21 protein-coding genes and 1 pseudogene are annotated in these 21,553 nt (G+C 58.6%); 9 read left to right on the forward strand and 13 right to left on the reverse strand.

Going from position 1 to position 21,553, the window contains the following annotated elements:
• Window positions 1-7 precede the first annotated feature (7 nt).
• Window positions 8-427: a type VII toxin-antitoxin system MntA family adenylyltransferase antitoxin gene (gene mntA, locus DP106_RS07580; protein WP_120084458.1), complete on the forward strand. Its 420-nt coding sequence runs from the start codon at window positions 8-10 to the stop codon at window positions 425-427.
• Between the two features lie 13 nt (window positions 428-440).
• On the opposite strand, the gene DP106_RS07585 is transcribed toward mntA, so the two are convergent.
• Window positions 441-1,013: a cysteine hydrolase family protein gene (locus tag DP106_RS07585; protein WP_120084460.1), complete on the reverse strand. Its 573-nt coding sequence runs from the start codon at window positions 1,011-1,013 to the stop codon at window positions 441-443.
• A gap of 90 nt (window positions 1,014-1,103) precedes the next feature.
• Here DP106_RS07585 and DP106_RS07590 point away from each other — a divergent pair, with 90 nt between their 5' ends.
• The 3 genes from DP106_RS07590 (at window position 1,104) to DP106_RS07600 (ending at window position 4,676) form a co-directional block, all read left to right on the forward strand.
• Window positions 1,104-2,975 (forward strand): ATP-binding protein, encoded by a 1,872-nt coding sequence (locus DP106_RS07590; RefSeq protein ID WP_120084461.1) that lies wholly within the window; start codon window positions 1,104-1,106, stop codon window positions 2,973-2,975.
• Window positions 2,976-3,046: 71 nt separating this feature from the next.
• A complete protein-coding gene (locus DP106_RS07595) occupies window positions 3,047-3,904 on the forward strand; it encodes an NAD(+)/NADH kinase (RefSeq protein WP_120084462.1) in 858 nt (285 codons plus the stop codon).
• 268 nt (window positions 3,905-4,172) lie between these two features.
• Window positions 4,173-4,676: a hypothetical protein gene (locus DP106_RS07600; protein ID WP_205738900.1), complete on the forward strand. Its 504-nt coding sequence runs from the start codon at window positions 4,173-4,175 to the stop codon at window positions 4,674-4,676.
• Here the strand turns inward: DP106_RS07600 and DP106_RS07605 are convergent.
• Together DP106_RS07605 and DP106_RS16385 are read right to left on the reverse strand one after the other, a co-directional pair.
• Window positions 4,642-5,877 carry an RNA-guided endonuclease InsQ/TnpB family protein gene (locus tag DP106_RS07605; protein ID WP_120084463.1) on the reverse strand — a complete coding sequence of 412 codons (1,236 nt, stop codon included), beginning with the start codon at window positions 5,875-5,877 and terminating at the stop codon, window positions 4,642-4,644. The two genes, DP106_RS07600 and DP106_RS07605, sit on opposite strands and share 35 nt — an antisense overlap.
• Window positions 5,878-6,003, reverse strand: coding sequence for a hypothetical protein (locus tag DP106_RS16385; RefSeq protein ID WP_276310065.1), 126 nt, complete (start codon window positions 6,001-6,003; stop codon window positions 5,878-5,880).
• A gap of 74 nt (window positions 6,004-6,077) precedes the next feature.
• Between DP106_RS16385 and DP106_RS07610 the strand changes: the two genes are divergently transcribed.
• Window positions 6,078-6,878, forward strand: a complete 801-nt coding sequence (locus DP106_RS07610) for an RNA-guided endonuclease InsQ/TnpB family protein (RefSeq protein WP_276310066.1) — start codon at window positions 6,078-6,080, stop codon at window positions 6,876-6,878.
• A 68-nt stretch (window positions 6,879-6,946) separates the two neighbouring features.
• On the opposite strand, the gene DP106_RS07615 is transcribed toward DP106_RS07610, so the two are convergent.
• Window positions 6,947-7,831, reverse strand: coding sequence for an ABC transporter permease (locus DP106_RS07615; RefSeq protein ID WP_120084465.1), 885 nt, complete (start codon window positions 7,829-7,831; stop codon window positions 6,947-6,949).
• Window positions 7,828-8,883 (reverse strand): ABC transporter ATP-binding protein, encoded by a 1,056-nt coding sequence (locus tag DP106_RS07620; protein WP_120084466.1) that lies wholly within the window; start codon window positions 8,881-8,883, stop codon window positions 7,828-7,830. Before DP106_RS07620 ends, DP106_RS07615 begins: the two co-directional genes overlap by 4 nt.
• Window positions 8,884-9,037: 154 nt before the next feature.
• On the opposite strand from DP106_RS07620, the gene DP106_RS07625 reads away from it, so the two are divergent.
• Both DP106_RS07625 and DP106_RS07630 read left to right on the forward strand, forming a co-directional pair.
• Window positions 9,038-9,313 (forward strand): AbrB/MazE/SpoVT family DNA-binding domain-containing protein, encoded by a 276-nt coding sequence (locus tag DP106_RS07625; protein ID WP_120084467.1) that lies wholly within the window; start codon window positions 9,038-9,040, stop codon window positions 9,311-9,313.
• A 10-nt stretch (window positions 9,314-9,323) separates the two neighbouring features.
• Window positions 9,324-9,677, forward strand: coding sequence for a type II toxin-antitoxin system PemK/MazF family toxin (locus DP106_RS07630; protein WP_120084469.1), 354 nt, complete (start codon window positions 9,324-9,326; stop codon window positions 9,675-9,677).
• Between the two features lie 31 nt (window positions 9,678-9,708).
• On the opposite strand, the gene carB is transcribed toward DP106_RS07630, so the two are convergent.
• From carB to DP106_RS15815, 4 genes are all read right to left on the reverse strand, one after another.
• Window positions 9,709-12,924: a carbamoyl-phosphate synthase large subunit gene (gene carB / locus DP106_RS07635; protein ID WP_120084470.1), complete on the reverse strand. Its 3,216-nt coding sequence runs from the start codon at window positions 12,922-12,924 to the stop codon at window positions 9,709-9,711.
• Window positions 12,925-13,157: 233 nt separating this feature from the next.
• Window positions 13,158-13,517 (reverse strand): type II toxin-antitoxin system VapC family toxin, encoded by a 360-nt coding sequence (locus tag DP106_RS07640; protein ID WP_205738901.1) that lies wholly within the window; start codon window positions 13,515-13,517, stop codon window positions 13,158-13,160.
• A gap of 87 nt (window positions 13,518-13,604) precedes the next feature.
• Window positions 13,605-14,882 carry an RNA-guided endonuclease TnpB family protein gene (locus DP106_RS07645; protein WP_120084473.1) on the reverse strand — a complete coding sequence of 426 codons (1,278 nt, stop codon included), beginning with the start codon at window positions 14,880-14,882 and terminating at the stop codon, window positions 13,605-13,607.
• Window positions 14,883-14,884: 2 nt separating this feature from the next.
• Window positions 14,885-15,022 (reverse strand): hypothetical protein, encoded by a 138-nt coding sequence (locus DP106_RS15815; protein ID WP_165857847.1) that lies wholly within the window; start codon window positions 15,020-15,022, stop codon window positions 14,885-14,887.
• A gap of 93 nt (window positions 15,023-15,115) precedes the next feature.
• Between DP106_RS15815 and tnpA the strand changes: the two genes are divergently transcribed.
• Window positions 15,116-15,514 carry an IS200/IS605 family transposase gene (gene tnpA / locus DP106_RS07650; protein ID WP_120084474.1) on the forward strand — a complete coding sequence of 133 codons (399 nt, stop codon included), beginning with the start codon at window positions 15,116-15,118 and terminating at the stop codon, window positions 15,512-15,514.
• An 88-nt stretch (window positions 15,515-15,602) separates the two neighbouring features.
• Here the strand turns inward: tnpA and DP106_RS07655 are convergent, their stop codons facing one another.
• The 3 genes from DP106_RS07655 to DP106_RS07665 form a co-directional block, all read right to left on the reverse strand.
• Window positions 15,603-15,878: a hypothetical protein gene (locus tag DP106_RS07655; RefSeq protein WP_120084476.1), complete on the reverse strand. Its 276-nt coding sequence runs from the start codon at window positions 15,876-15,878 to the stop codon at window positions 15,603-15,605.
• 103 nt (window positions 15,879-15,981) lie between these two features.
• Window positions 15,982-16,941 carry a DUF368 domain-containing protein gene (locus DP106_RS07660; RefSeq protein ID WP_120084477.1) on the reverse strand — a complete coding sequence of 320 codons (960 nt, stop codon included), beginning with the start codon at window positions 16,939-16,941 and terminating at the stop codon, window positions 15,982-15,984.
• Between the two features lie 4 nt (window positions 16,942-16,945).
• A complete protein-coding gene (locus DP106_RS07665; RefSeq protein ID WP_120084479.1) occupies window positions 16,946-19,942 on the reverse strand; it encodes an oligosaccharyl transferase, archaeosortase A system-associated in 2,997 nt (998 codons plus the stop codon).
• A gap of 102 nt (window positions 19,943-20,044) precedes the next feature.
• Between DP106_RS07665 and aglG the strand changes: the two genes are divergently transcribed.
• Complete coding sequence (gene aglG, locus DP106_RS07670; RefSeq protein WP_120084480.1) at window positions 20,045-21,016, forward strand: glucosyl-dolichyl phosphate glucuronosyltransferase; 972 nt, start codon at window positions 20,045-20,047, stop codon at window positions 21,014-21,016.
• 263 nt (window positions 21,017-21,279) lie between these two features.
• Here the strand turns inward: aglG and DP106_RS07675 are convergent.
• Window positions 21,280-21,553 (reverse strand): annotated as a pseudogene (locus tag DP106_RS07675) (ISH3 family transposase); the annotation flags it as partial.

Genomic DNA, 21,553 nt, shown 5'->3' on the forward strand with positions numbered 1-21,553 from the left:
ATAATCGATGCGAGAGATCGACAAAATAGCGAGCCTTTCGGTCGACCCTGATCGACTCGTCTCGGTGCTTGCCGACGCCCCGGTCACGGTTGCCGTGCTGTATGGCTCACATGCACGCGGCGAAGTTACCGGCGACAGTGACATCAATCTCGCAGTTGCGTTCGACGACGATCTTGATTCAACCGCACGAACCCGAGCTAGACTCCGGCTGATCGAACGACTCAGTGCTGAGCTCGGAACTGACGCGATCGATGTTGTGCCTCTTGCTCACACGGGAGCAGCCCTCCGGCGATCAATCCACGAGGAGGGGATCGTTATTTACGGAGCAGCCGATGCCGTACCGACAGCCAAGGAGCCTGAGACGACACACGACGAACAGCTGGCCGCCTTCGACGACATACTCGCCGATATCGAACGCGTCCTTTAGTTGGATTACCGAGCTACGCGAACGACAGCTCCTTGCTGGTCGTAACCTCGCCAAACAGGAACTCACAGTGATCGACCGCATACTCGCGATCACCCTCCTCGATGTAGCCCAGCGCGTCCTCGATGACGACCGGCTTGAAATCCCGCACGCCAGCACTGCCGGCAGTGTGGAACACACAGACGTTGGCGAGGGTGCCACAGATCAGGAGATCCTCGATCCCGTGGGCGTTCAACCAGCCTTCCAATTCGGTTTGATAGAAGGCATCGTAGGTGTGTTTAACGACAACGTGATCGTCGTCACCGACAGGCAGGTCGTCGACGATCTCGGCTTCCCAGCTGCCTTCGACGACGTGTTCACCCCAGCGATCGAATTCATCGTAGTAGTGAGCATCATCGAACTGCTCCGGCGGGTGGACATCCCGGGTGTAGACGACTGGCATCCCTGCATCGTGAGCGCGGTCGACGAGATCGCCGACCGGGTCGATGGCGGCCTCGCTGCCGGGCGCGTACAATGAGCCATCCAGGTGACAAAAGCCGTTTTGCATGTCGACAACGATGAGCGCGGTGCTGTCTGCGTCGTACTCCATACCAGTCGATACTATCGCCGAGAAATAAAAGCCAGCGACCCCGCGGTCGATAGGGGAAAGGAGTTTACCCCCACAGCGGTACCCCACTGTATGACGCTGGAGGATTTTAGTGACGTGACCGACGACACCGACGAAGGCGAGACAGAATCCGACTCGGTGTCGTCGGCTGACGGCGGGACAGCCGCAGGCAGCGCTGAATCTGACACGATCGACAATCACAGCGACAACAACACAGACGACCGTGACAGCTTCGAGCTCATCGCCGCCGACGTGGCGGGTGATGACACCGGAATGGGCGCGCTGTCGGTCTCCCAAGGCCTGCGCGTTGCCGAGGACGACGACGAGACAACACTGCGGGCGTTCATCACGACCGGCAACCGCGAGGCCGTGCGGATCGGGAAATATCTCCTTGTCCCGTATCCGGACGATGAAACGCTGTTCTGTCGGATCACCGGCCTCGAATACGCCCAGGAGTTCCATGCCGACGACGCCACCGAGATACACGCCCGCCGGATGATGCGGCAGTCGACCTTCGAGGAACGCGACTACAAGTTCATGGCCGACCTCGACCCCGTCGCCGTCCTCTACGAGGAGTATGACGATGACGGCACCGTCGAGCTCAACCGCCGGATGACCGATCGCGTGCCCAAGCCGGGGGCGATTCTCAGACAGGCGACCGACAGCGAGCAGATCAAAACCGGGCTCAACATCCCCGAGGAGGGCGTTTTCCTCGGCCATCTCTCGGTCGGCGGCGAGACGGTCGAAACCGCCGCCCAGCCGCCGACGATCGATTATCGGCTGACCGACGACTACGAGGCCGGCGACCCGCTGGTCTTTCGGCACACGCTGGTCGCCGGCGGCACCGGCTCCGGGAAAACGCACGCCGCAAAGAATATTCTCCGGCAGTATCTCAGCGACGAGCGCGCGTACCCGATGGACGATAGACGGACTGTCTCGCCGGCGGTCGTCCAGTTCGACCCCCAAGACGAGTACGCCCAGATGCACGACGACAATCCCGAGCTTGACGACGGCTTCGCCCGCAAACTGGAGCGGGAGGGCGTCGCCTACGGCGGCGTCGACGACACGATCGCGCTTGTCCCCACCGAAGACGGGACGAGCTATCCTGGCGAGGGCCACCGCGCCGAACAGATCCAGTTTACCGTTCCGTTTTCGATGACAAAGCAACGGCCGTGGCTCGTCGCCGGTAGCAGCCTCAACGATAATCAGTATTCGGGGCTGCAAACGCTGCTGAATCGGTTCTTCCGACAGTACGGCAAATCGGGAACCTACGGCCAGTTTACATCGTTCCTCGATGATCCAGCCCTGAAAGAGGAGCTCGACGAATCCGGCCGCGTCCACGAGGCAACGTTTGATGCGATCAAACGACGGGTCTTCGGGATGCCCGCTGGGATCTTCGACCAATCAGCAAAACCGATCACCGAACTCGACCACCAGCTTGTCCGCCCGGGGGGGCTAACGGTGGTGCCGACCTACCACCTCTCATCGAGTCGCGCAAAGGAGCTGTGTGTGCTTGCCGTCTCAGCGTACCTGATCGACAACAAGCTCTCGAATGCGCCCGCCAGCGACCGAATCAAAGAGACGCCGGTCGTGGTAGGGATGGACGAGGCCCACAACTTCCTTGCCGACGCCGACACCGTGCAGGCCCGCAAGGTCGTCCAGAAGTTTACCGAGGCCGCAAAACAGGGTCGCAAGGAGCGGCTTGGCCTCTTTCTCATTACGCAGGATCCACAGGATATCGCCGATCCGGTATTTAAGCAGTTGAACACGAAGCTGGTGCTCAACCTCGGTGATGAGGATGCGATCAACAGCGTCAATATCCCCACGAATCTGCAGTCGAAGGTACCCTACATGGAGAAAGGCCAGTTCGTTGTCTACTCGCCCGACAACTCCGAGCCCGTCGAGCTGATCGGCCTGCCGACCTGTCTCACCCGCCACGACTGACCAACGCTGACAAGCCGGGCGCAGACGGTGGTGACACAGCCCTTTTGCCACCCCGGCGAGAATCCGGAGGTATGGATGTCGGCCTCGTCGCACAGCGGGACAACAGCCGGGCGGTCAGTGTCGCCGAGTCGATCCAAACCGCCCTCACCGACGGCGGGGTGTCGACACGGCTTGATGCCGCCACCGCCGCCGCGCTGGAGGAGCCGGCGGCCACGGCAAACACGGTCGACAACGTGGCCGCTAGCAGCGACGTGGGTGTGTTTGCGACCTGTGATCTGGTTGTCAGCATCGGTGGCGACGGCACCTTTCTGTTTGCCGCACGCGCCGCCGGTGGGGCACCGATGTTGGGTGTCAACCTCGGGGAGGTCGGGTTTTTGAACGCCGTGAGTCCAGAAAACGCGGTTGCCGCCGTCAGAGAGGCTGTTGAGGCGATCGACGCCGGCGATCACACGATCAGAGAGGCCCCGCGGCTCACCGCTCGGTGTGAGGGGTTCGAAAGCGTTCCTGCGGTCAACGAAATCATTGTGACCGGCCCACGGCGCGGCCCTGACGGCGGCGCGACGTTCCGGGTGACAATCGACGGCTCGGAGTACACCCACGACCACGCCGACGGCGTGATGATCGCCACGCCGACCGGCAGCACAGCCTACAATCTCAGTGAGAACGGGCCGATCGTCCACCCCTCGATCGGCGCGTTGATCGTCAACGAGATGTGTGGTGTCGATGGCATGCCGCCGCTGGTCGTCGGCGGTGACTGTGAGGTGACGGTGGCTGTCGACGATGCCGACCACGCGGTCGTTGTCAGCGACGGACGACGGCCACACGAGATTGAAACACCCGCAGAAATCACCGTTTCGCGGGCCGAAACACCGGTGCGACTCGTCGGGCCGGTGGCTGATTTCTTTGCGGCACTCGACAAACTCTCGTAGGGCCGTGTTCGGGCCACCTAATACAGCGAGGGAGTCCCGGCCTTCAGGCCGTCACCAGAACTGCGTTCTGGTTGCCCGCCAGACGCAGTCTGGCGACCGGGCGGGAATCGCGCCATGAGTGCCGATCTCCCGACACACGCCGTGCCGACCAACTCCCCAACGTTTATAACTACATAACACCACTTGTGATGTGTAGACGGAGATTCAACGTACCGCTGTTGTCAAACTCTCTGTCCCCGACGACCGCCGGGACGACCTGAAGGAAACAATGGACACCTTCAGGAACGCCGCCCAACGGTTCACTGATCGAGGATGGGAGGGCAACGACGACGGCTACGTGATCACATCTCGCTCCCAGCTTCAACCATACCTCTACGACGACATCCGAGACGAAACCGGACTACACTCTGACCTCTGTGTTGCCGCAGTCAACCATGCCGCCGATGCACTCCGTGGCGTCGTCGACCGCATGAAAGAGGGTGAGAAAGTTTCTAAGCCGGTATTCACGTCGAATACGACCGTCTACAATACCAGTGCAATCAGCTATTTCGACGGATATTGTACGCTTGCCGCTTACGGCAACGGGCGTGTCAAAGCCGAATACGTCTATCCTAACGGCTCTATTCAAGCCGACTACATGGAGTCAGACGAGTGGGAGAAACAAGGGGCGAAACTCCGCTACGACCGCCAATCAGATGCCTACTATCTCCACGTTTCAATAAGTGAACTACCCCACCCTACTCGCTCACCGCTGACGCGGTTCGCTCCTTGAGGGTGGGGCTTCCTGCTTCTATGACGCGCTTTGCAGATACGGGTGTATCCACAGGGAGCGCAGTCTCCACAGGCGTTTCTTCGGAGTGTCCCACTCCTATTTGTAGTTCTGAAAGACCACGAGAAAGTATGTTGATCGCCGCGTTCGCGTCTCGATCTGCTTCAAACCCGCAGGCGGGACAAGAGTGTTCTCTAACCCATAGTGGCTTTTCTGTTTTCACACCACAGCTCGCACACTCTTTGGTTGTATCCGCTGGATCAACTGCGACAAAGTGCGTTCCTTCCCTCTCGCATTTGTATGTGAGCATCTGCTTGAACCTCCCCCACGCCGCCGACGCTCTATTGCGTGAGTTGCCGGGCAGCTCAACCAACCCTTTCGCGTCCAAGTCCTCGACAGCCACTAGATCGTATTCAGTGGCATAGTAGTTCGACAACTTGTGCAAGAAATCACGTCGCTTCCGTTTTAGATCGGCATGGTGTTGGGCAACTACCTGCCGTTGTTGCTCCCAATTCGCAGAGCCGTGTTCCTTCCGTGAGAGGTTGCGCTGGGCGCGTTCTAACCGCTCACGTTCAGCCGACAAGTCAGGCGACTCGACAGCACTGCCGTCCGTATCGTGAACGTATTTGAGTATGCCAACGTCGATCCCAACACACCGCTCTGGGTTCTCAGGTTTCTTGGGCGTGTCCTCGTCGATGTCGATACCGAAGGTGGCGAACCACTCGCCTGTGGGTTCTTGTTTGACCGTGACCTGTTTGATGGTCGCGTTCTCGGGGATATCTCGGTGGAGGTGAATCGGAATCCCACCGATTTTGCTCAACCACAGCACAGGCCGGCCACCCGTATTCTTGAGTTTGAAGCCGGACTGGTTGTAGGTGAGAGAGCGATACTCCCGAGGCGGTTTCCATTTGAGCATCCCCACGGCGCGTCCGTTCTCTTTCTGCGCTTTGAGCGTTGAAAGGTTGTCATAGACGCGCTTGACGACCATCTGCAACACTTTCGAGTGAACGTTTCCGAGCTCGTCCCACCACGATTTGAGGTCGGGGAGTGTTCCCTGTATCTTGTAGCGTGCGGGAATCTCATCGGACTCGTTGAGTTTGTAGAGGACGTGGTTGTAGAGTTGCCTACAAGTATCGACGTGGTACAGAAGCGTCTCGGTGAGGGCTTCCGGTGGGTCAAGTCGATACTTGTAGTTGTACTTCATCTATGACTCTCGTTCTTCGATCAGCTCGTCCAGTTGCTCTTGGACAAACGAAGAAAGACTCAGGTGATTGTCCTGAATCCATTTCTCTTGATCGTCACGGATGGAGATGGTTTTTCGCGTTGCCACATCATAACTTATGTAATTTACATACAAATGGCTTGTGGTTGGCGTGGGCCTGTGGGCCGGTCGCCACAGAGCGTTTGGGAGACAATGACGGCGGTGTATCCCCTCCCTACTGCGCTACTCGTTCGCTCTGCTCACTGCGTTGCTCCTTGAGGAAGGGGACTTACCGCCTAAAAACCGTTAAAGAACGTGATGAGCCGCAGGGAGAGGCCGAGGGCCGAACAGTCCTTGGCGTCGATAGAAACGTGGACGGGTATCTCGCTGTGACTAGCTCCGGTGCGTTCATCGGTAATGCCGACCTGTTCAACCACAAACGCCGGGAGTACGAACGCCGACGCGGGAAACTCCAACAACAGGGCACGCGGTCTGCACATCTCACGATCCAGTCAATCGGTAGTCGGTTCGCAAACTGGAGTGATGACTACCTGCACAATGTATCGAAACAAGTAGTCGCCGAAGCCGTCGCCAACGACTGTGATACCATCGTGCTGGAAGACTTAGCGGGTATCCGCGAGCGGATCGGTGACCTGAGCAAATTCCAACAGTGGGCGTTCAGTGAGCTAGCCCGACAGATCACGTACAAGGCGAAGGCCGAAGGGATCACTGTCGAGATGGTGAATCCAGCCTACACCAGTCGGCAGTGCAGTCACACCGAGTGTGGATTCACACACAAGCAGAACCGTGACGGCGATGAGTTTGTGTGTCAAAAGTGCGGCAAGGAGCTACACAGCGACTACAACGCGGCTCGAAACATCGCAGCGCGGTATCTCCAGAACCGGCGTAAGTCTGGTGCTGGAGGGGCGACCAATCACCTCGCCCTGAAGTCGGGAACAATGAACGGGAGTGGCGATTTTACGCCCACCGCATCACGCGGGTAGACCGGGAGTTCACCGACAAACCCCGGCGTTTACGCCGGGTGTAGGTGATCGGGGGGTGTTCCCGGCTGTCAGTAATCGCCGAGCACGCCGAGCCGTCTGGCGCGCCGTGTGGCGAGCTGAAAAACGAGATAGCCGCCAGCGAGGTAGCCACCTGCAACACCGACAAGCAGGCCAAGCTCAAGCAGGCCAAACTCCCAGAGCCGGATCCCGTCGACCATCGCCCGTTGGAGGAGCGCGCTGCCATGGGCCAGCGGCAGGACGCGAGTCCACGGCGCGTCGAAGACAGGGGCTGAAATGAGAACGACAAAGCCGAACTGCAGGAGATTCAGCCAGTTGCCGATCCGTTTGTACAGGACGGTAATGCCACCGGCCGCAAACCCGAGGCCAAGCACCGAGGTGATCGAAAGTCCGGCGATGACGACGACTGTGAACGGTGAGAGGCTCAGTTGTGTGCCGGTGAGCAGGAGCATTGCTGCGAGAATGACCGCACTCGTGAGAAAGGTGCGAACGATCTTTGCGACCCCCTTGAGCAGTGCCACCGGTGCAAACCCAAACGGCGTTGTAATATGCCGTTCAAGCGTGCCCCACTGTACCTCGCTACCAAGATCATTCGAGACCGACGAGTATGCCCCAACCGACAGCGTCCACAGAAAGTAGCCGACGATGATCCCCTCGATCGAGTCGGTGAGCGCGCGGCCGGTCAGCAGTCGCCCGCCGTAAAACAGAACCCCGAAGAAAAACAGTGCCACGACAATCCCACCGATGGCGTTGGCTGGATAGCGAACAAAGATCAGGAATTCGCGGTACAGCACGGCTTTTGCGAGATGGTAATAGGTGGCTGGCTTGGGCTCCGAATCGTGGCTGGTGGAGGCAGACGATACGGTGGCACCGCTGGCTGATGGGACTGCGTTGGCGGTCGTACTCGTTGTTGTGCTCTCGGGGTCGTCGGTCATAGCGACCCACTCCGCTGTTCGGCCTGCTCAGGTGCCAGTCCGGTCAACTCGACAAACACATCTTCGAGTTCCGGTTTGAGTGTCTGGATCGTCTCGATGGTTACATCGTCGGCACGGAGCGTCTCCATCACCGCATAGAGGGTGTCGCCCCCGGCGGCGATGTCGACACGGGTGCCATCGGAGGTCGATTCAACCGCCTGCACATCGAATGTCGATCGGAGTGTGGTGAGGAGTGCTGTATCGATATCCGGGCTGGTGATCCGCACCACGTTGCGATCGGCTGCCGACAGCAGTGCTGATACGGTGTTGTCGGCGACAATGCGGCCATCGGTCATCATCACCACACGGTCACAGACGGCCTCGATGACACCCATATTGTGACTGCTGAGTACGATCGTCAGCCCCTCCTCGTAGGCGAGTCGGCGCAGCTCACGGCGCAACGTCCGCGCACTTTCGACATCAAGTCCCAATGTTGGTTCATCGAGGAAAACGAGATCCGCACCCCCAGCGAGAACGCTCGCCAGCGACACCTTCTGTTTCATCCCGCGGGACAGCTCTCGGACGGGTGTATCGGCTTTGTCGGCGAGGTTGAGGCGGTCAAGCAGGCGGTCGTGGCGCGTGGCAACCGAGGCCGGATCAACGCCGTGAATCGTCGCAAAATACCGCAGATTTTCGCGGACAGTAAGCCGCCAGTAGTCGTTGCGCGCACCTTCGAGCATCGCGTCGACATTCGCGTACGCTGCTTGGTGGCTGTCGGCAACATCACTCCCAAAGACGCGAACTGCGCCGGTGTCGGGCAGCACGATCCCGAGTGCGCATTTTATCAGCGTCGTTTTGCCCGCCCCGTTTGGGCCGAGCAGCCCAACGACAGTGCCGGGGTCGACGGTGAGACTCACGTCGTCGACCGCTACCACCGTGTTTTCGCCATCGCCAAACTGCTTCGAGAGGCTCTCGATGGCGAGTGCCGGAGCGGTCGCAGAGCCGGTTGTCGCTGCCTCGGTTGCCGGCGTCGCTGTATCGCGTTGCTCGTCAGTTGCCGCAGTCCGTCCCATTACCACTGATAGGGGTTGCAGGCGGATATATCCGCTTCTGGCTGGCGAAGCATGGTGACACCGAGCAGGACACTGCTAGCCAGAATCCGATCAATACCTCATGTTCGCTCCTTCAGCCGGCAGTTCTATGCGTATGAAAAAAGTATGAATCAGCATGCGTGAACACAGACGGAAGATCGGCGAGCGAGGGCAGATCACGATTCCAAAGGAGTTGCGCGAACGTCACGGACTCAAACGTGGGGAGGAGATAACAATCAGAGAAACAGACGACGAAATCGTTCTGAAGCCACCAACCGATGAAGAGCGGCTTGCTGAAGGCTACCGGAAGCACGCTGACCGGTCGCGCACACTTGCCGAGGAGATGGAAAATGCCTCCACAGAGGCAACTGAGCGACTTGGTGATACACCAGAGTGGACGAGAGAAGAGTAGGTGAGAGAATATGAAACTCCGTCGTGGTGATATCGTTGTCGTTCGACTGAATCCAACAGAGGGTAGCGAACAACAGGGAGCGAACAGGCCATGTGTGGTTGTTCAAAATGATGTTGGAAACGAGCACTCGCCGACAACGATCGTTGCCCCATTTACCACACGGTACGATCCAGCTGATATCTATCCATTTGAGGTCGAACTATTGGCCTCCAAGACGCCATTAAATAGTGACTCCGTCGCTGATTTGAGCCAAATTCGAGTTGTTGACATCGGAGCACGGGTTCAGCAACGACTCGGATCAGTTCCCGCAGAAGAGTTACGGAAGATCGACGTAGCGATCAAAGAAAGTCTTGGGCTGTACTGAGGTTACGGTCGAGACGACAGACGGCGTCTGCCTACTTACCCCACTGCTCGACGCGTTTTGGGCGGCTGGCGATCGATTTCACGTCGATCGGTTCATCGCTGGCCTGGAGGGCTTCAAGCGCGGCGTTCGCGCTGGCCGGCGTCGAGAAGTAGGTGATCTCCTCCTCGACGGCGACCTCCAACAGATCGCGGTCACGCGAGACGATGATGTCGAGTTCACCGGCGCGGGCGGCATCGATCAGATCGACGGCCTCGCTGAACTCGAAGAACTCACCGAACCCGTCGGCCAGTTGTTCACCGGCCTCGGTGTCGGGATCGGGGAAGGCCTCAGCCGAGAGATCAAGCGCGATCGTGCCGGATTCCGGGATCGACTTGCCAGTGGCATCTTGGGCTTTGTCGTAGGCTTTCCCGAAGGTGTCGGCACTGCCCATAACCTCGCCGGTGGATTTCATCTCCGGGCCAAGACGGGGATCCGAGCCCTGCAGGCGGTCGAACGGGAGCACGACCTCCTTGACGCTGGTCTGTTCGGGGATCTGCTCGGCGGCGTCGATCTCATCCAAGGAGAGCCCGGTCATCACCTTCGCGGCGAGTTTGGCGATCGGGACGCCGGTGGCCTTCGAGACAAACGGGACGGTACGGGAGGAGCGTGGGTTCGCCTCAAGGACGAAGACCTCGCCGTCGCGGACAGCCAACTGGACGTTGAGCAGGCCGACCGTTTCAAGAGCGGTGGCGATATCTTCGGTCACCTCGCGGACACGGGCCAGCGTCTCCTCGGACAGCGAGCGCGGCGGGATCAGACACGCTGAATCGCCGGAGTGGACACCCGCGCTTTCGACGTGTTCCATGATGCCGCCGATCAGCACGTCCTCGCCGTCGGCGACGGCGTCGACATCGAGTTCGACCGCGTCGCTCAGGAACTCGTCGATGAGGATCGGTTTATCAGGGGAGACGCGAACGGCCTCCTCGATATAGTGTTCGAGTTCGGCGTCATCGTGGACAACCCGCATCGCGCGGCCACCAAGCACGTAGCTCGGGCGAACAAGGACGGGGTAGCCGATATCGTGGGCGAGTTCGAGAGCCTCGTTCTCGGAGGTCGCCGTGCCACCCTCTGGCTGAGCAATGCCGAGATCGTCCATCAGTTCGTTGAACCGATCGCGGTCTTCGGCGAGATCCATCGCTTCGACCGTCGTGCCCATAATATCGCAATCGAGGCCACGACGGTCGATTTCGTCCTGCAGCGGTTCACCGATGTTGACCGAGGTCTGGCCGCCGAACTGCACCATCACGCCGTCAGCACCGGTTGCCTCAACGACATCAGCAACCTCCTCGGCGGAGATCGGATCGAAGAACAGCCCATCAGAGGTGTCGTAGTCCGTCGAGACTGTCTCGGGGTTGTTGTTGACGACGTGGGCTTCGACATCCAGATCACGGAGAGCCTGGACAGCATGGACTGAACAGTAGTCGAACTCAACACCCTGGCCGATGCGGATCGGGCCGCCACCGACGACGACGACGCTTTCGGTCTCCTTGTCGACACGGAGTTCGCCGGCGGCCTCATCGCCGAGCAGCGGGCCGCTATGGAACTCCGGCAAGCGCGCGGAGTAGTAATAGGGGGTTTCGGCTCTGAACTCGCCGGCGCAGGTGTCGACCTGTTTGTAGTTGCGACCCGGGACTTCCTGTTCGATGGTGTCGACCTCGACGCCGCCGTCGGCGATCTCAGCGATCTCGTTGTTCGTGTAGCCGGCCGTTGCCGCGGGCGTGAAGTCGCCATCTTGGGCGGCTTGTGCGGAATCACTGATGCGTTTGAACCGCTCGACGTACCACTCCTTGATCCCCGTGAGATCGATAACCTCCTGTACCGAGTAGCCGCGGTCGAAGGCCTCAAACATGGCGTAGGGGCGATCAGGCGAAGGACGTTCAAGATACTCGGATTCGAGTGTCTTGCCGTCAATCTCGTTCCAGTTGACTGCCGGATCGTACTCCGAGGAGCGGAGGGCCTTCATCAGCGACTCCTCGAAGGTCGAACCGATCGCCATCGCCTCACCGGTTGATTTCATCGCCGTGTCGATCTCGAAGTCTACGTCGTCGAACTTGTCGATCGGCCAGCGCGGCACCTTGGTGACGACGTAGTCGATGGCGGGTTCGAAGGCCGCGGTCGTCTCACCGGTGATCTCGTTGGTGATCTCATGCAAGCGTTTACCGAGGGCGACCTTCGCAGTCACACGGGCGATGGGGTAGCCCGTCGCCTTCGAGGCGAGTGCCGAGGAGCGCGAGACGCGGGGGTTGACCTCGACAACGCGGTACTCGCCGCCGGGGGTGCCATCGTCGCGCCAGGCGTGTTGGATGTTACAGCCGCCCTCGATGCCGAGTTCGCGGATGACTTTCAGCGCGGAATCGCGCATCTCCTGGTGGCCTTTGTCGGGGATGACCTGCGAGGGGGTGACGACCGTCGACTCGCCGGTGTGGATGCCCATCGGGTCGATGTTCTCCATGTTGCAGATGATGACCGTCGAGTCGTCGGCGTCGCGCATGACCTCGTATTCGAGTTCGACCCAGCCCTCGATGGATTCCGTCACGAGGACTTCGCTGTTCCGCGAGAGGCGGAGGCCCTTGCGGACGCGCTCGACGAGTTCCTCGAAGTCGTCGACGATGCCCGACCCCGAGCCGCCGAGCGTGTAGGTCGTGCGGGCGATGACAGGGAGGCCACCGACCTCCTCTAAGGCGTCCTCGACGCGGCCGCGGAAGGCATCCTCGTCGAAATCGGTGACCGACTCGTCCTCATCAAGGGAGATCGTCGTCGATTTGGCGACCGGCTCACCGATTTCCTCCATCCGCTGGCGGAACAGATCGCGGTCTTCGGTCGCGTAGATGGTGTCGAGCGGGGTGCCCATGATCTCGACATCGTACTCCTCAAGCACACCCTCCTCGGCGAGTTCGGCGGTGACGTTGAGCCCGGTCTGACCGCCGAGGCCAGCGATGACGCCGTCGGGATTCTCCTTGCGGATGACTTCGCTGATCGCTTCAGTGTTGATCGGCTCGATGTAGACCTCGTCGGCCATCTCCGGGTCAGTCATAATCGTCGCCGGGTTGGAGTTGACGAGGACGACGCGTGCGCCTTCCTCCTGGAGTGCTCGGCAGGCCTGCGCGCCGGAGTAGTCGAATTCGGCGGCCTGTCCGATCTGGATCGGCCCACTGCCGATCAGTAGGATCGTGCGATCCTCCTCGTCTGTCGCTGACTCATCGCTCATTGTGCTCGGGGAATACGCTCATCGTAATAAGGCCGACGAAAGATTGCGAGATCCGCATCTTCGTTTCGAAATTCGAAGGCATGTGGTACCACGACTCGTGGATAAATCAGGGCTCTCTCGTTTCGGGAGTTTTCAGATCAACACGCAACAGGGTTTCGAGAGTGGTAGGAGCGCACAGATGGAGATCAGCACGTCTTTCAGCTGTTGTAGCTCCGGCTGGGATCAAACCGCCGTCATTCTGAAACAAGCGTTTCCGGAGCGAGTCGATCGACGACCCCATCAAAGTCATCGTCGAAGCTCAGCAGGCAATCAATATCGTTGGATTCGACCATGGCCACAGAGAAAGCGTCAGTAAAACTGAGCCCGTGGTCGGCGTAGGTTTGCTGGATGGTCACAGCCCGGTCGAACAATCTCTGTGAGGAGTACAGGAGTTCGATCGCCGACGGATAGCCGTCACCGCGAATCCGTCGGCCAAGCTCAAGGCCGGCCTCAACATCACCCGTTCGCATCTGAGTCAACGTGACCGCCTCATCGTATATATAGTCGCTTGTCATGACGCGGCCGTATTCGGGTGACCGGAGAACTTCGGTCAACGCTTCGGCACCAACGGCATGTCAGCTGGCGTCGGTATCGTGGTGAGCGTGAACCGCCTCGGGGTCAGCCCCGAGGCTTCCCGTGGATTAGTCGGATACGCCTCTGATACCATCGGGATGATGCCCTTTCGCGGTATCCGAGGCCACGGTCGGGGCGTCCACGGCCCCCGATGCCCGCCGTCGCACCTTCTTGACTTGGGGAAGGTTGTTGAGAGCAGGCACATTCCAGTCTTGATGCTTCTTGATACCCTTTACGGCGACGTTGACGCTTGCACCTCGGTCGCTGTGGTCTTGATGCTCACAGGAACTGCACTTGAACCGCTTCTTGTTGCGATTCGCTCGCTCTGTGTGACCGCACATCGGACACCGTTGACTCGTGTACTCGGGATTAATCCACGCAGTCGGAACACCCTCAAACGACGCCTTGTACGAGGTGTAGTATTGGAGAGCGCGGAACGGGAGGTGGTGCAAGCGTCGGTTCATCCGCGTGCCGTAGTCGATACTGTCGCGCATCTCTTTGAGGTCTTCAAAGACGATGCACGGCCTCTCGAACTGACGGCTCCACTCCACGATGTGCCGAGATACCTTGTGGAGTCGGTCGCGGACGAACCGTTCCTCACACCCTCCCAGCGTGTCGTGGATGCTCTCTTTCCCCGCGTTCTGCACGCGCTTCCGCATCGTGAAATAGCGGTGACGCTCGAACTTGATTTCGGGGAAGTCGATGACCAACGTATCTTCGACACTGTTCTCGGAGAGCGCGGTCAGAGCCACGTTGTCCTCATTCACGTCCACACCAACGACGGTCTGTGAGTCCTGCTTGTCGCGGACGGTCTGCTTGGTGTTGGTGACGTTGACGTGTAGTTCGGCGTTGTCGTTGTGGAACAGGGCTTCTGTCGTCCCAATCTTCCACTCGTCGCTTTCGAGTGCAGTCTTGAGAATGTCGAGGTGGGCGTCGTCACCGTCGAGGACGCCTTTGACGTGCTTGTACGGTTTCGCGCTGATGCGGAACGCCACGTCGCCGTCGTCGTTGAGCGACAGGTTGTAGCCTTCTTCGTAGTTGGCTCGAAGCGGGTACGCGCCGTCCTTGGTGTGGCTCGGCTGGCCGAAGTCATCGTACTCGTAGTAGTTCTCCATCGCGCCGAGGGCTTTAGCGACAACGCGCTGTGTCGTGTTCTTCACGAGGTCGGCGTCGTCGGCCACGCGGTCGGGAATCGCATCCCAGTCCATGCCTTCTTTGGCTAGTCGAATGGTTTCGTTGTACACCGAGCGCGATTCGAGACAGGCGTCGTACAGCAGGCTCTCGTTGTCACTCTGGATGTCGAGTTGGAAGTCCAGCGTCTTGACGAGAGCCTGTGCGTCAGTCATTCTTAGTCGTTGGGTTGAACGTGACGGTAGTGGAGGAGGAGCGTGCGGAGTACGCTGTCGAAACTCGTGTGCTCTTCCTCGTCCTTGAGTTCGTCAGGGTCGTCGTACACGGAGTCAGATATCTTGAGTTGCTTCGTCACGCTACTACTTGCTCCCTTACGATCATGAGTCTACTGGTGGTAGATTGTAAGTCACTTTAGAGAATACTTTGATTGGTCGTTGTGTTGGTAGGTATGGGCGAGAAGCGGTCGAACAACACAGTGTACAACGTCAACTACCACTTCGTGTGGTGCCCGAAGTACCGCCACGCGATACTCGAACGAATTGAGAATTCGCTGGAGGCGAGTTTCCGCGACGTGTGTGACAAGTACGGCTACGAGATACTGTCACTCCACATCTCGCCCGACCACGTTCACCTGTTCGTATCCGCTCACCCGAAGCACTCACGGAGCGAGATTGTGCGAACGGTCAAGAGCATCACAGCGCGGGAGATGTGGGAACAACACGAGCCGTTCTTAGAGGAGTTCTTGTGGGGCGGTGGGTTTTGGGAGAAATCGTACTACGTGGGGACGACAGGTGATGTTTCAACCGACACGATTGAGCAGTATATCGAGCGAACGGAACACGTTTAGCGGAGCGTACGGCTTTCATCCTCGGGGGCAAGCCCCGAGGCACTCGGCCTGCTCCGCCTGTAGAAAACGCCGGTGTCGACGAACACGCTCATCCGTATAGAATCTCGTCAATATCGGTTTCATCTGTTTCAACACCTGAGGAGATCTGTCCCTCGTTGAACTGGTCAATAGCAGCCTCGTTCAGAGCCACTTCTCCGTCGCGAAAGGAGTCAATAAACGTGGATCGATCGTCGGTTGCTGACCGAATCAGTTGGGAGAGGATCTCCTGTTGGGTGACCTTTTTTCCTGTTTTGAGTTTGATCTCAGCCTGGAGTGCCTCAAGTTCAGCTTTCGCCTCTTCGTCCATCTTAACAGCGGTCGACATACCAGTTAGTTGTAGATGCAACGTAGTTAATGTTTCCACAATATAAGAGAGATGAAATATCGTTTCAGACAATAGGCGATAGCTGCACCACCTCTTCACAATCTCACGACTGAGCTCCGACCCCAACACCACCAGCGAGCCGATCGATGCCGACGACGACAGCAGCACCAACGACGGCGACAGCAGCAAAAAGCCCGATCGATTCGGGTGTCCACGCACGGCCGGCCTCGCTGAGCTCGATCCCAGTTTGGACGACCGGGGCTCGCAACGCACCGACAATGAGACTCACCAGGAAGACGAGTGTTGCCTCACGATAGTTGGTGAGCGCCCACCGAACCGCGTGGGCAACGGTAAACAGGCCGACGACGCCGCCAACGAGAAAGACGGCGATCGTCGGCGCGGTCTCAGTCACAGTGTCGGTGCCGTTACCACGGGCCGCGGCAACGAGCCCATCGGTGAACGAGCTGAGCGTCGTCGACATGTAGTCGTACTGGCCGAACATGAGCAACAGCAGCGACCCAGAGACGCCGGGCAACACCATCGCGGTGACCGCGACCGCGCCGGCGACGAAGATGATCGGCAGCGACGAGCCGAGTGCGGTTGCGGCGTACCCCGAAAGGGCGAAGGCGATCCCAACACCCGCGATGGCGGCGAGCTGTCGCCCCCGAGTCGCCAATGAGACCTCACTGTAGAGGACGGCTGCCGACGCGCCGATCAGGCCGAAAAAGAAGCCGTAGGTGGCGACCGGCGCGATCTCTAAAAGCAGGCTGACGAGCCGTAACACGGAGACGACGGCAGTGAGGATTCCTCCGCCGAGTGCGGCCAGAAAGAAGGCGTCGAGCTCTCGGAGCGCGGCGACGGCGTCAGAACGACCCTCGGCACGAAGCCCCCCGATGATACGGCGGAACCGGTCAGGGTCGACAGCGGTGATCGCGGCGATCAGGCGCTCATAGATGCCGGTGATCAGCGCGATGGTGCCGCCGGAGACGCCCGGCACAGCATCGGCTGCCCCCATCGCAAGCCCGCGGAGATAGACGCCACCGAGGGCTCTGAGTCGACGCATTCGGTTAGCCGCTGGCTTGGATCGACTGGCCGCCGAGCTGGAGCGGCTGTTCCTCGCTCAGTTGGACATCGACGGCCGTCTCGTCGGCACCGACGACCTGTGCCTCGTCGACGCTGGCGGTGCCGGCATAGAAGCCACCGTCATCGGTTGTGGCCTGGAGTCGGTACTCGCTCGTGGCGCGAACGCTGACGTTCGTGTAGCCGTTTTCGGGGCCGAACTCCTCGTAGCCGGTCGTCGAGTACGGCACCGTCATCTCAAAGTTGCCGTTCTCGTCGGCGGTTGCATACTGGGTGTAGGCAAACTGGTTGCCGCTGGCCGGGATCTCGACCGGCACCGTGGCGCGTACCTCGCTCCCAGCCGGGGCACCCGAGCCCTCGATGGTCGCCCCGGGCACCTTCTCGAAGGTTTTCACCCAGGAGGGTGTGTTGCGAAGCAGGGAGCCGGCCGAGGCGTTGGTCTGCTGTTGGAGTCGGCGGTAGCTGTTGAGATAGTTTCGGCTCGGCGTGTCGCTGGCCTTGATGAGCCGATAGTGCTCAAGCGCGTCGACGCGTTCGGTTGGGTTGTCACCGATGCCGCCAAGCTGGGCACCGGGGTTCTCCTCGACGTAGGCTTCGGCCTCCGCAAGCGAGCCAAACGTTTGAGCTCCACCCTCGAAGACCCGAACCTGTGTTTCGCCACCACCTCGGGTCGGAACGGTTCGCTGTTCGGTATCGAGGACGACGGGTGACGGGTCGACCGCGCTCCCGTGATAGGCGTACAGCCGGATCATCTGGCTCTCGTAGTACTGTTGGGTGCGGAGTCTGACCGGCTGGAGCTGCTCGCCGCGCTGCTGATAGACAACATCGATGTAATCATCGAAGCTCACATTGTCGTTGAACACCGTCGGCGCGGAGAACTTCGAGTTCGGGTTCGCCATCTGGGAGTCGACCATGACATATCGCGTTTGACCGTCCTCGCCCATCTTTTCGTTGAGGGCGTCCTCAGCGGCTGTTTCATTCGGTGCAAGCAGGTAGTTGGCGGCCGCAGTCGCCCCCTGCTGGAACGGGTTGGCGTTCGGGATCCGTTCACCATGGACGGTGATCCAGTGGCCGTAGTCCCACCACGATTGAACGCCATACGCTCCGTCTGGGTAGTCATAGTCGCCGTCGGCAGGTCGCTCGTAGGTTCCGGTTGGATCCATCGCCTCGGCGTCAGGATTTTCGAGTGTTCCGGGTGCCGGGGTTTCCTCGTTCATCCACTCTAAGCTATCATCCCAGATTTCAATCGCACCAGGACGATTGCTGTCGGCGCTGCCAGTGTCCCACGCCGCAACCGTCGGGAACACAAACGGGGCAACAACGAGGAAGACGATCGTCACCGCGGCCATGACCTGCCAGCCTTCGAGATTCTGTGCGGAATCACGAACCGAGCCGGCGGTCGCGCGGATATCAAGGAAGTCGGTTGCTTGGGCGATGAAGATCGCGTTGAAGACGGCGACGACGACGGCAAGATAGTAGTTGAACCTGATCTGGGTGAACGCCGCGGAGATGATGAACGCACCCCAAACGAGAACGTAGAGTTCGGTCGCATCGTAACGATGGCGGAGCGTGGCACCAACGATCAGACCAGTGCTGATGAGCAAGCCAAGCACCTGCCACGTCGTGCCGAAGATCCCAGCGATCTGGTCGACAACAGGAGAGCCGAGATAGATCAAGCCGACTGTTGTGAGGGCGGCGGCGACATATCCTGTGTCGCGCGTGTCGTCACTTTTGATCAACGGGCGGGCAAGCATGACGAGAGCTGCGGCGATCGCGGTGAACAGTGCAAGTCGATACTCGCTGTAGATAAACTCGAAGGGGGGATCCTGAGAAAGCGGTGGAGATGCTTCACCGATCGTCCTTGCACCGGCCGTTGCACTGAATCCAATGCGTGCGAGGAGAGAACCGGTAAGATCAACCACAAATCGAGAGAATGCGACGGCAGAGACAAGAATTAACGCTCCGACAGCAGCCGGGTACCAGCTCCGATCCAGCTCTCGTGATTCCCACTGTCTGGCGAGATATGCGAGGAAGATCGAACCTAAACCAACTCCTAGCGGAAGAATAACTTGGAGGAGACTGTGGTTGGTTGCCCCACTAATAGTGAAACTATTCAATGGAACAAACATCAGTATTCCAGTAACCGTCATCGAAACGGCACAGACGAACGCCATCGGTTCCGGCGTCCGGTTGTGGTACACATCGGTCGTGATTTTGAGCGCAAAAAAAATGCCAGTGAAGCCGACAAGGAGGATACCAGGTGGCCACGCCCACATGTAGAGTGCTGCCGCAACTCCAGCACCAATGGAGTAGAGGAGTGGCCGACGAAGCGCGTCGAGGTCTCGATCGACGACTAACTCCCAGACTGGTTGGGTTTGTTGGGCAACGGCGATCGCGGTGACGAAGCCGAATACCCCGAGTGTCTGGAAGAAAACCTCGGCCGCGCTGTGATCGTAGAACCCGACCAAGCTGTATCTGAGAACGGTTCCTGGAAGGAGTGCGAAAATGGCGAGTCCAACGAGTGCCGGCCACCGACCAGCGAATCTGGCCCCGATGAGGTACGCGGGGATGACAGTCGCCGTAAGGAACACCGGTGCGGCAACGAGCATGATCAAACCGGCGTACTCGGGTGAGGGATCTCCAAAGCTAGTGAGGAGAATAAACCCGGAGACGAGCTGGTCGTATAGGGTTCCGAACTGATCGACGCTCGTCCCCGTTGGATAGTTTGTCATCGGGTCGAACGGCATCGTCGTCGGGAAGTGTTCGAGCAGATAGTTCGTCTGCCGGAAGTGATACCACGGGTCGTTGCCGCGGAACGTCACGCCACCGTCAGTTTGGAAGTTCTCCAGTGCGCGGAGCCGGACGGCCAACATGAACGCGATGAGGGCCGCTAATACTGGAATGTGATACACTTGTTTCAACACATCAGCGGGGGAGTCTGCCTGCTTCACACCCCGGAGGTAGTCGAGCACGGCATCTTTCATTAGTTTGCCACAGTCTCAATCAGTCAATAAGGCTTATGAAAGACAGCTATAGGTCGATGGGGTCGGTAGTTTAATGTAACACTTGGCGTGAGTAATCCGATAATGAAGGTTTCAGTGGTTATCTGTGTATATTCAATGGATCGGTACAAATCGTTCATCGAGGCGGTAGAAAGTGTTCTTGCACAGACATACGATCCTATTGAGGTGGTGTTAGTTATCGACGGCAACGAAGATATGTATGATCGCATTGAGGAGCAATTCGGTAAGCGGGCCGACACAGTAATACACTGCAACGAGGAGAACCGAGGGTTGTCGTACAGTCGTACAAAGGGTGTTGAATTATCTTCTGGTGAGGCAGTTGCGTTCCTTGACGACGACGCAATCGCAAAACCTGATTGGATCGAAACACTGGTTTTCGCGTACGAACAAACCGATGCAATCGCTGTCGGCGGAAAAATGGTTCCGGAGTGGGTTGCGGGAAAATCTTCGTTTCTTCCAGAGGAGTTTTATTGGCTTGTGGGTGCAAACTACGAAGAGCGGTTGGAACCGTGGAGCGAAGTACGGAATACACTCGGATCAAATATGTCCTTTCGACGCGAAGTATTTGACAAAATAGGTGGATTCAATGAAGGAGTAGGACTGACAGCTGACGATCAGATTCAAGCCGAAGAAACAGAGTTTGCAATGCGGATGTACGACACCTTCGCGAAAGGAATGCTGTACGTTCCAGACGCAATAGTTGCGCACAAAATCTTCGAATATCGAACCAAACCGATGTGGCTGTGCAAGCGAGCATTCTGGCAGGGTTATTCAAAGCGAGCTATTGAGGAATTAAATTCTGATGAGCCATCAAACGAAGAGGCAGCTTTTTTGCGGCACTTAGCCGATTCAGCGGTACCCAAGCGAATACGGGGAATAATTTGCGATCCCTCAATAAAAAAGATCCAACAATTGGTGATGCTGGTTGTTTTGACCGCCTGTGTCGGGCTAGGATACGTATACGGGGTTGTTCGATCATTTGAATCTTGTGACTACCATATACCAAATTTTTTAATAAAATTATTTGATAAATAATTCATATCAGATGTCAGTATCTCTCCCGTTTTCGAGGATTACGTCTATAATCGCTAGTTGTCCGTTCTCCCGATGACGGTAGCAGCAAGATCGCAGTCTGACATGGTGAGGACGCCGATACGAGAGGAAGAACACTATTAACAGTGCTGAAGATCGAAAATAGTCATATATCTGGTTGGTTTCCGCTGTAGCCGTGGATCAGACGGCTCCCAGAACATAGCTGCCGCTCTTCGCCAGCCTCGCTTCGCCTGAAGCGAGGCGGTTCAGCCGAGTCCGTGATCGTACCCTGTCGGGAGTCCTTGCCCGTTCGTCCGATGCTCCTCCTTCCAGCCGAGTTCATCGTCCAGCACCTGCTCAATCCCGTGGAGGAATGCATCGCCGAACGTGAACGCTACCGGAAGTGCTCGCCCACCACGCCGTGGCTGGGCGAGCACTGCCCATTGCACCACAAGCCACAACTGCTCCAGCAAGAACCCGACACCCACGTAGAAGAGCCGAATTATCGTCGAAGGCGTCGTTGTCAAAGCACGCGCTTCG

The organism is Halonotius pteroides (genome assembly GCF_003605635.1).
Taxonomy (GTDB): domain Archaea; phylum Halobacteriota; class Halobacteria; order Halobacteriales; family Haloferacaceae; genus Halonotius; species Halonotius pteroides.

Bases quoted from the DNA above. Each gene is read 5' to 3' on its own strand.
- tnpA (WP_120084474.1), top strand. From the start codon at position 15,116: ATGGGCGAGAAGCGGTCGAACAACACAGTGTACAACGTCAACTACCAC.
- DP106_RS07625 (WP_120084467.1), top strand. From the start codon at position 9,038: ATGCGTGAACACAGACGGAAGATCGGCGAGCGAGGGCAGATCACGATT.
- carB (WP_120084470.1), bottom strand. From the start codon at position 12,924: ATGAGCGATGAGTCAGCGACAGACGAGGAGGATCGCACGATCCTACTG.
- DP106_RS07645 (WP_120084473.1), bottom strand. From the start codon at position 14,882: ATGACTGACGCACAGGCTCTCGTCAAGACGCTGGACTTCCAACTCGAC.
- DP106_RS07585 (WP_120084460.1), bottom strand. From the start codon at position 1,013: ATGGAGTACGACGCAGACAGCACCGCGCTCATCGTTGTCGACATGCAA.
- DP106_RS07590 (WP_120084461.1), top strand. From the start codon at position 1,104: ATGACGCTGGAGGATTTTAGTGACGTGACCGACGACACCGACGAAGGC.
- DP106_RS07630 (WP_120084469.1), top strand. From the start codon at position 9,324: ATGAAACTCCGTCGTGGTGATATCGTTGTCGTTCGACTGAATCCAACA.
- DP106_RS07655 (WP_120084476.1), bottom strand. From the start codon at position 15,878: ATGTCGACCGCTGTTAAGATGGACGAAGAGGCGAAAGCTGAACTTGAG.
- DP106_RS07615 (WP_120084465.1), bottom strand. From the start codon at position 7,831: ATGACCGACGACCCCGAGAGCACAACAACGAGTACGACCGCCAACGCA.
- DP106_RS07665 (WP_120084479.1), bottom strand. From the start codon at position 19,942: ATGAAAGATGCCGTGCTCGACTACCTCCGGGGTGTGAAGCAGGCAGAC.
- DP106_RS07595 (WP_120084462.1), top strand. From the start codon at position 3,047: ATGGATGTCGGCCTCGTCGCACAGCGGGACAACAGCCGGGCGGTCAGT.
- aglG (WP_120084480.1), top strand. From the start codon at position 20,045: ATGAAGGTTTCAGTGGTTATCTGTGTATATTCAATGGATCGGTACAAA.
- mntA (WP_120084458.1), top strand. From the start codon at position 8: ATGCGAGAGATCGACAAAATAGCGAGCCTTTCGGTCGACCCTGATCGA.
- DP106_RS07620 (WP_120084466.1), bottom strand. From the start codon at position 8,883: ATGGGACGGACTGCGGCAACTGACGAGCAACGCGATACAGCGACGCCG.
- DP106_RS07605 (WP_120084463.1), bottom strand. From the start codon at position 5,877: ATGAAGTACAACTACAAGTATCGACTTGACCCACCGGAAGCCCTCACC.
- DP106_RS07660 (WP_120084477.1), bottom strand. From the start codon at position 16,941: ATGCGTCGACTCAGAGCCCTCGGTGGCGTCTATCTCCGCGGGCTTGCG.
- DP106_RS07600 (WP_205738900.1), top strand. From the start codon at position 4,173: ATGGACACCTTCAGGAACGCCGCCCAACGGTTCACTGATCGAGGATGG.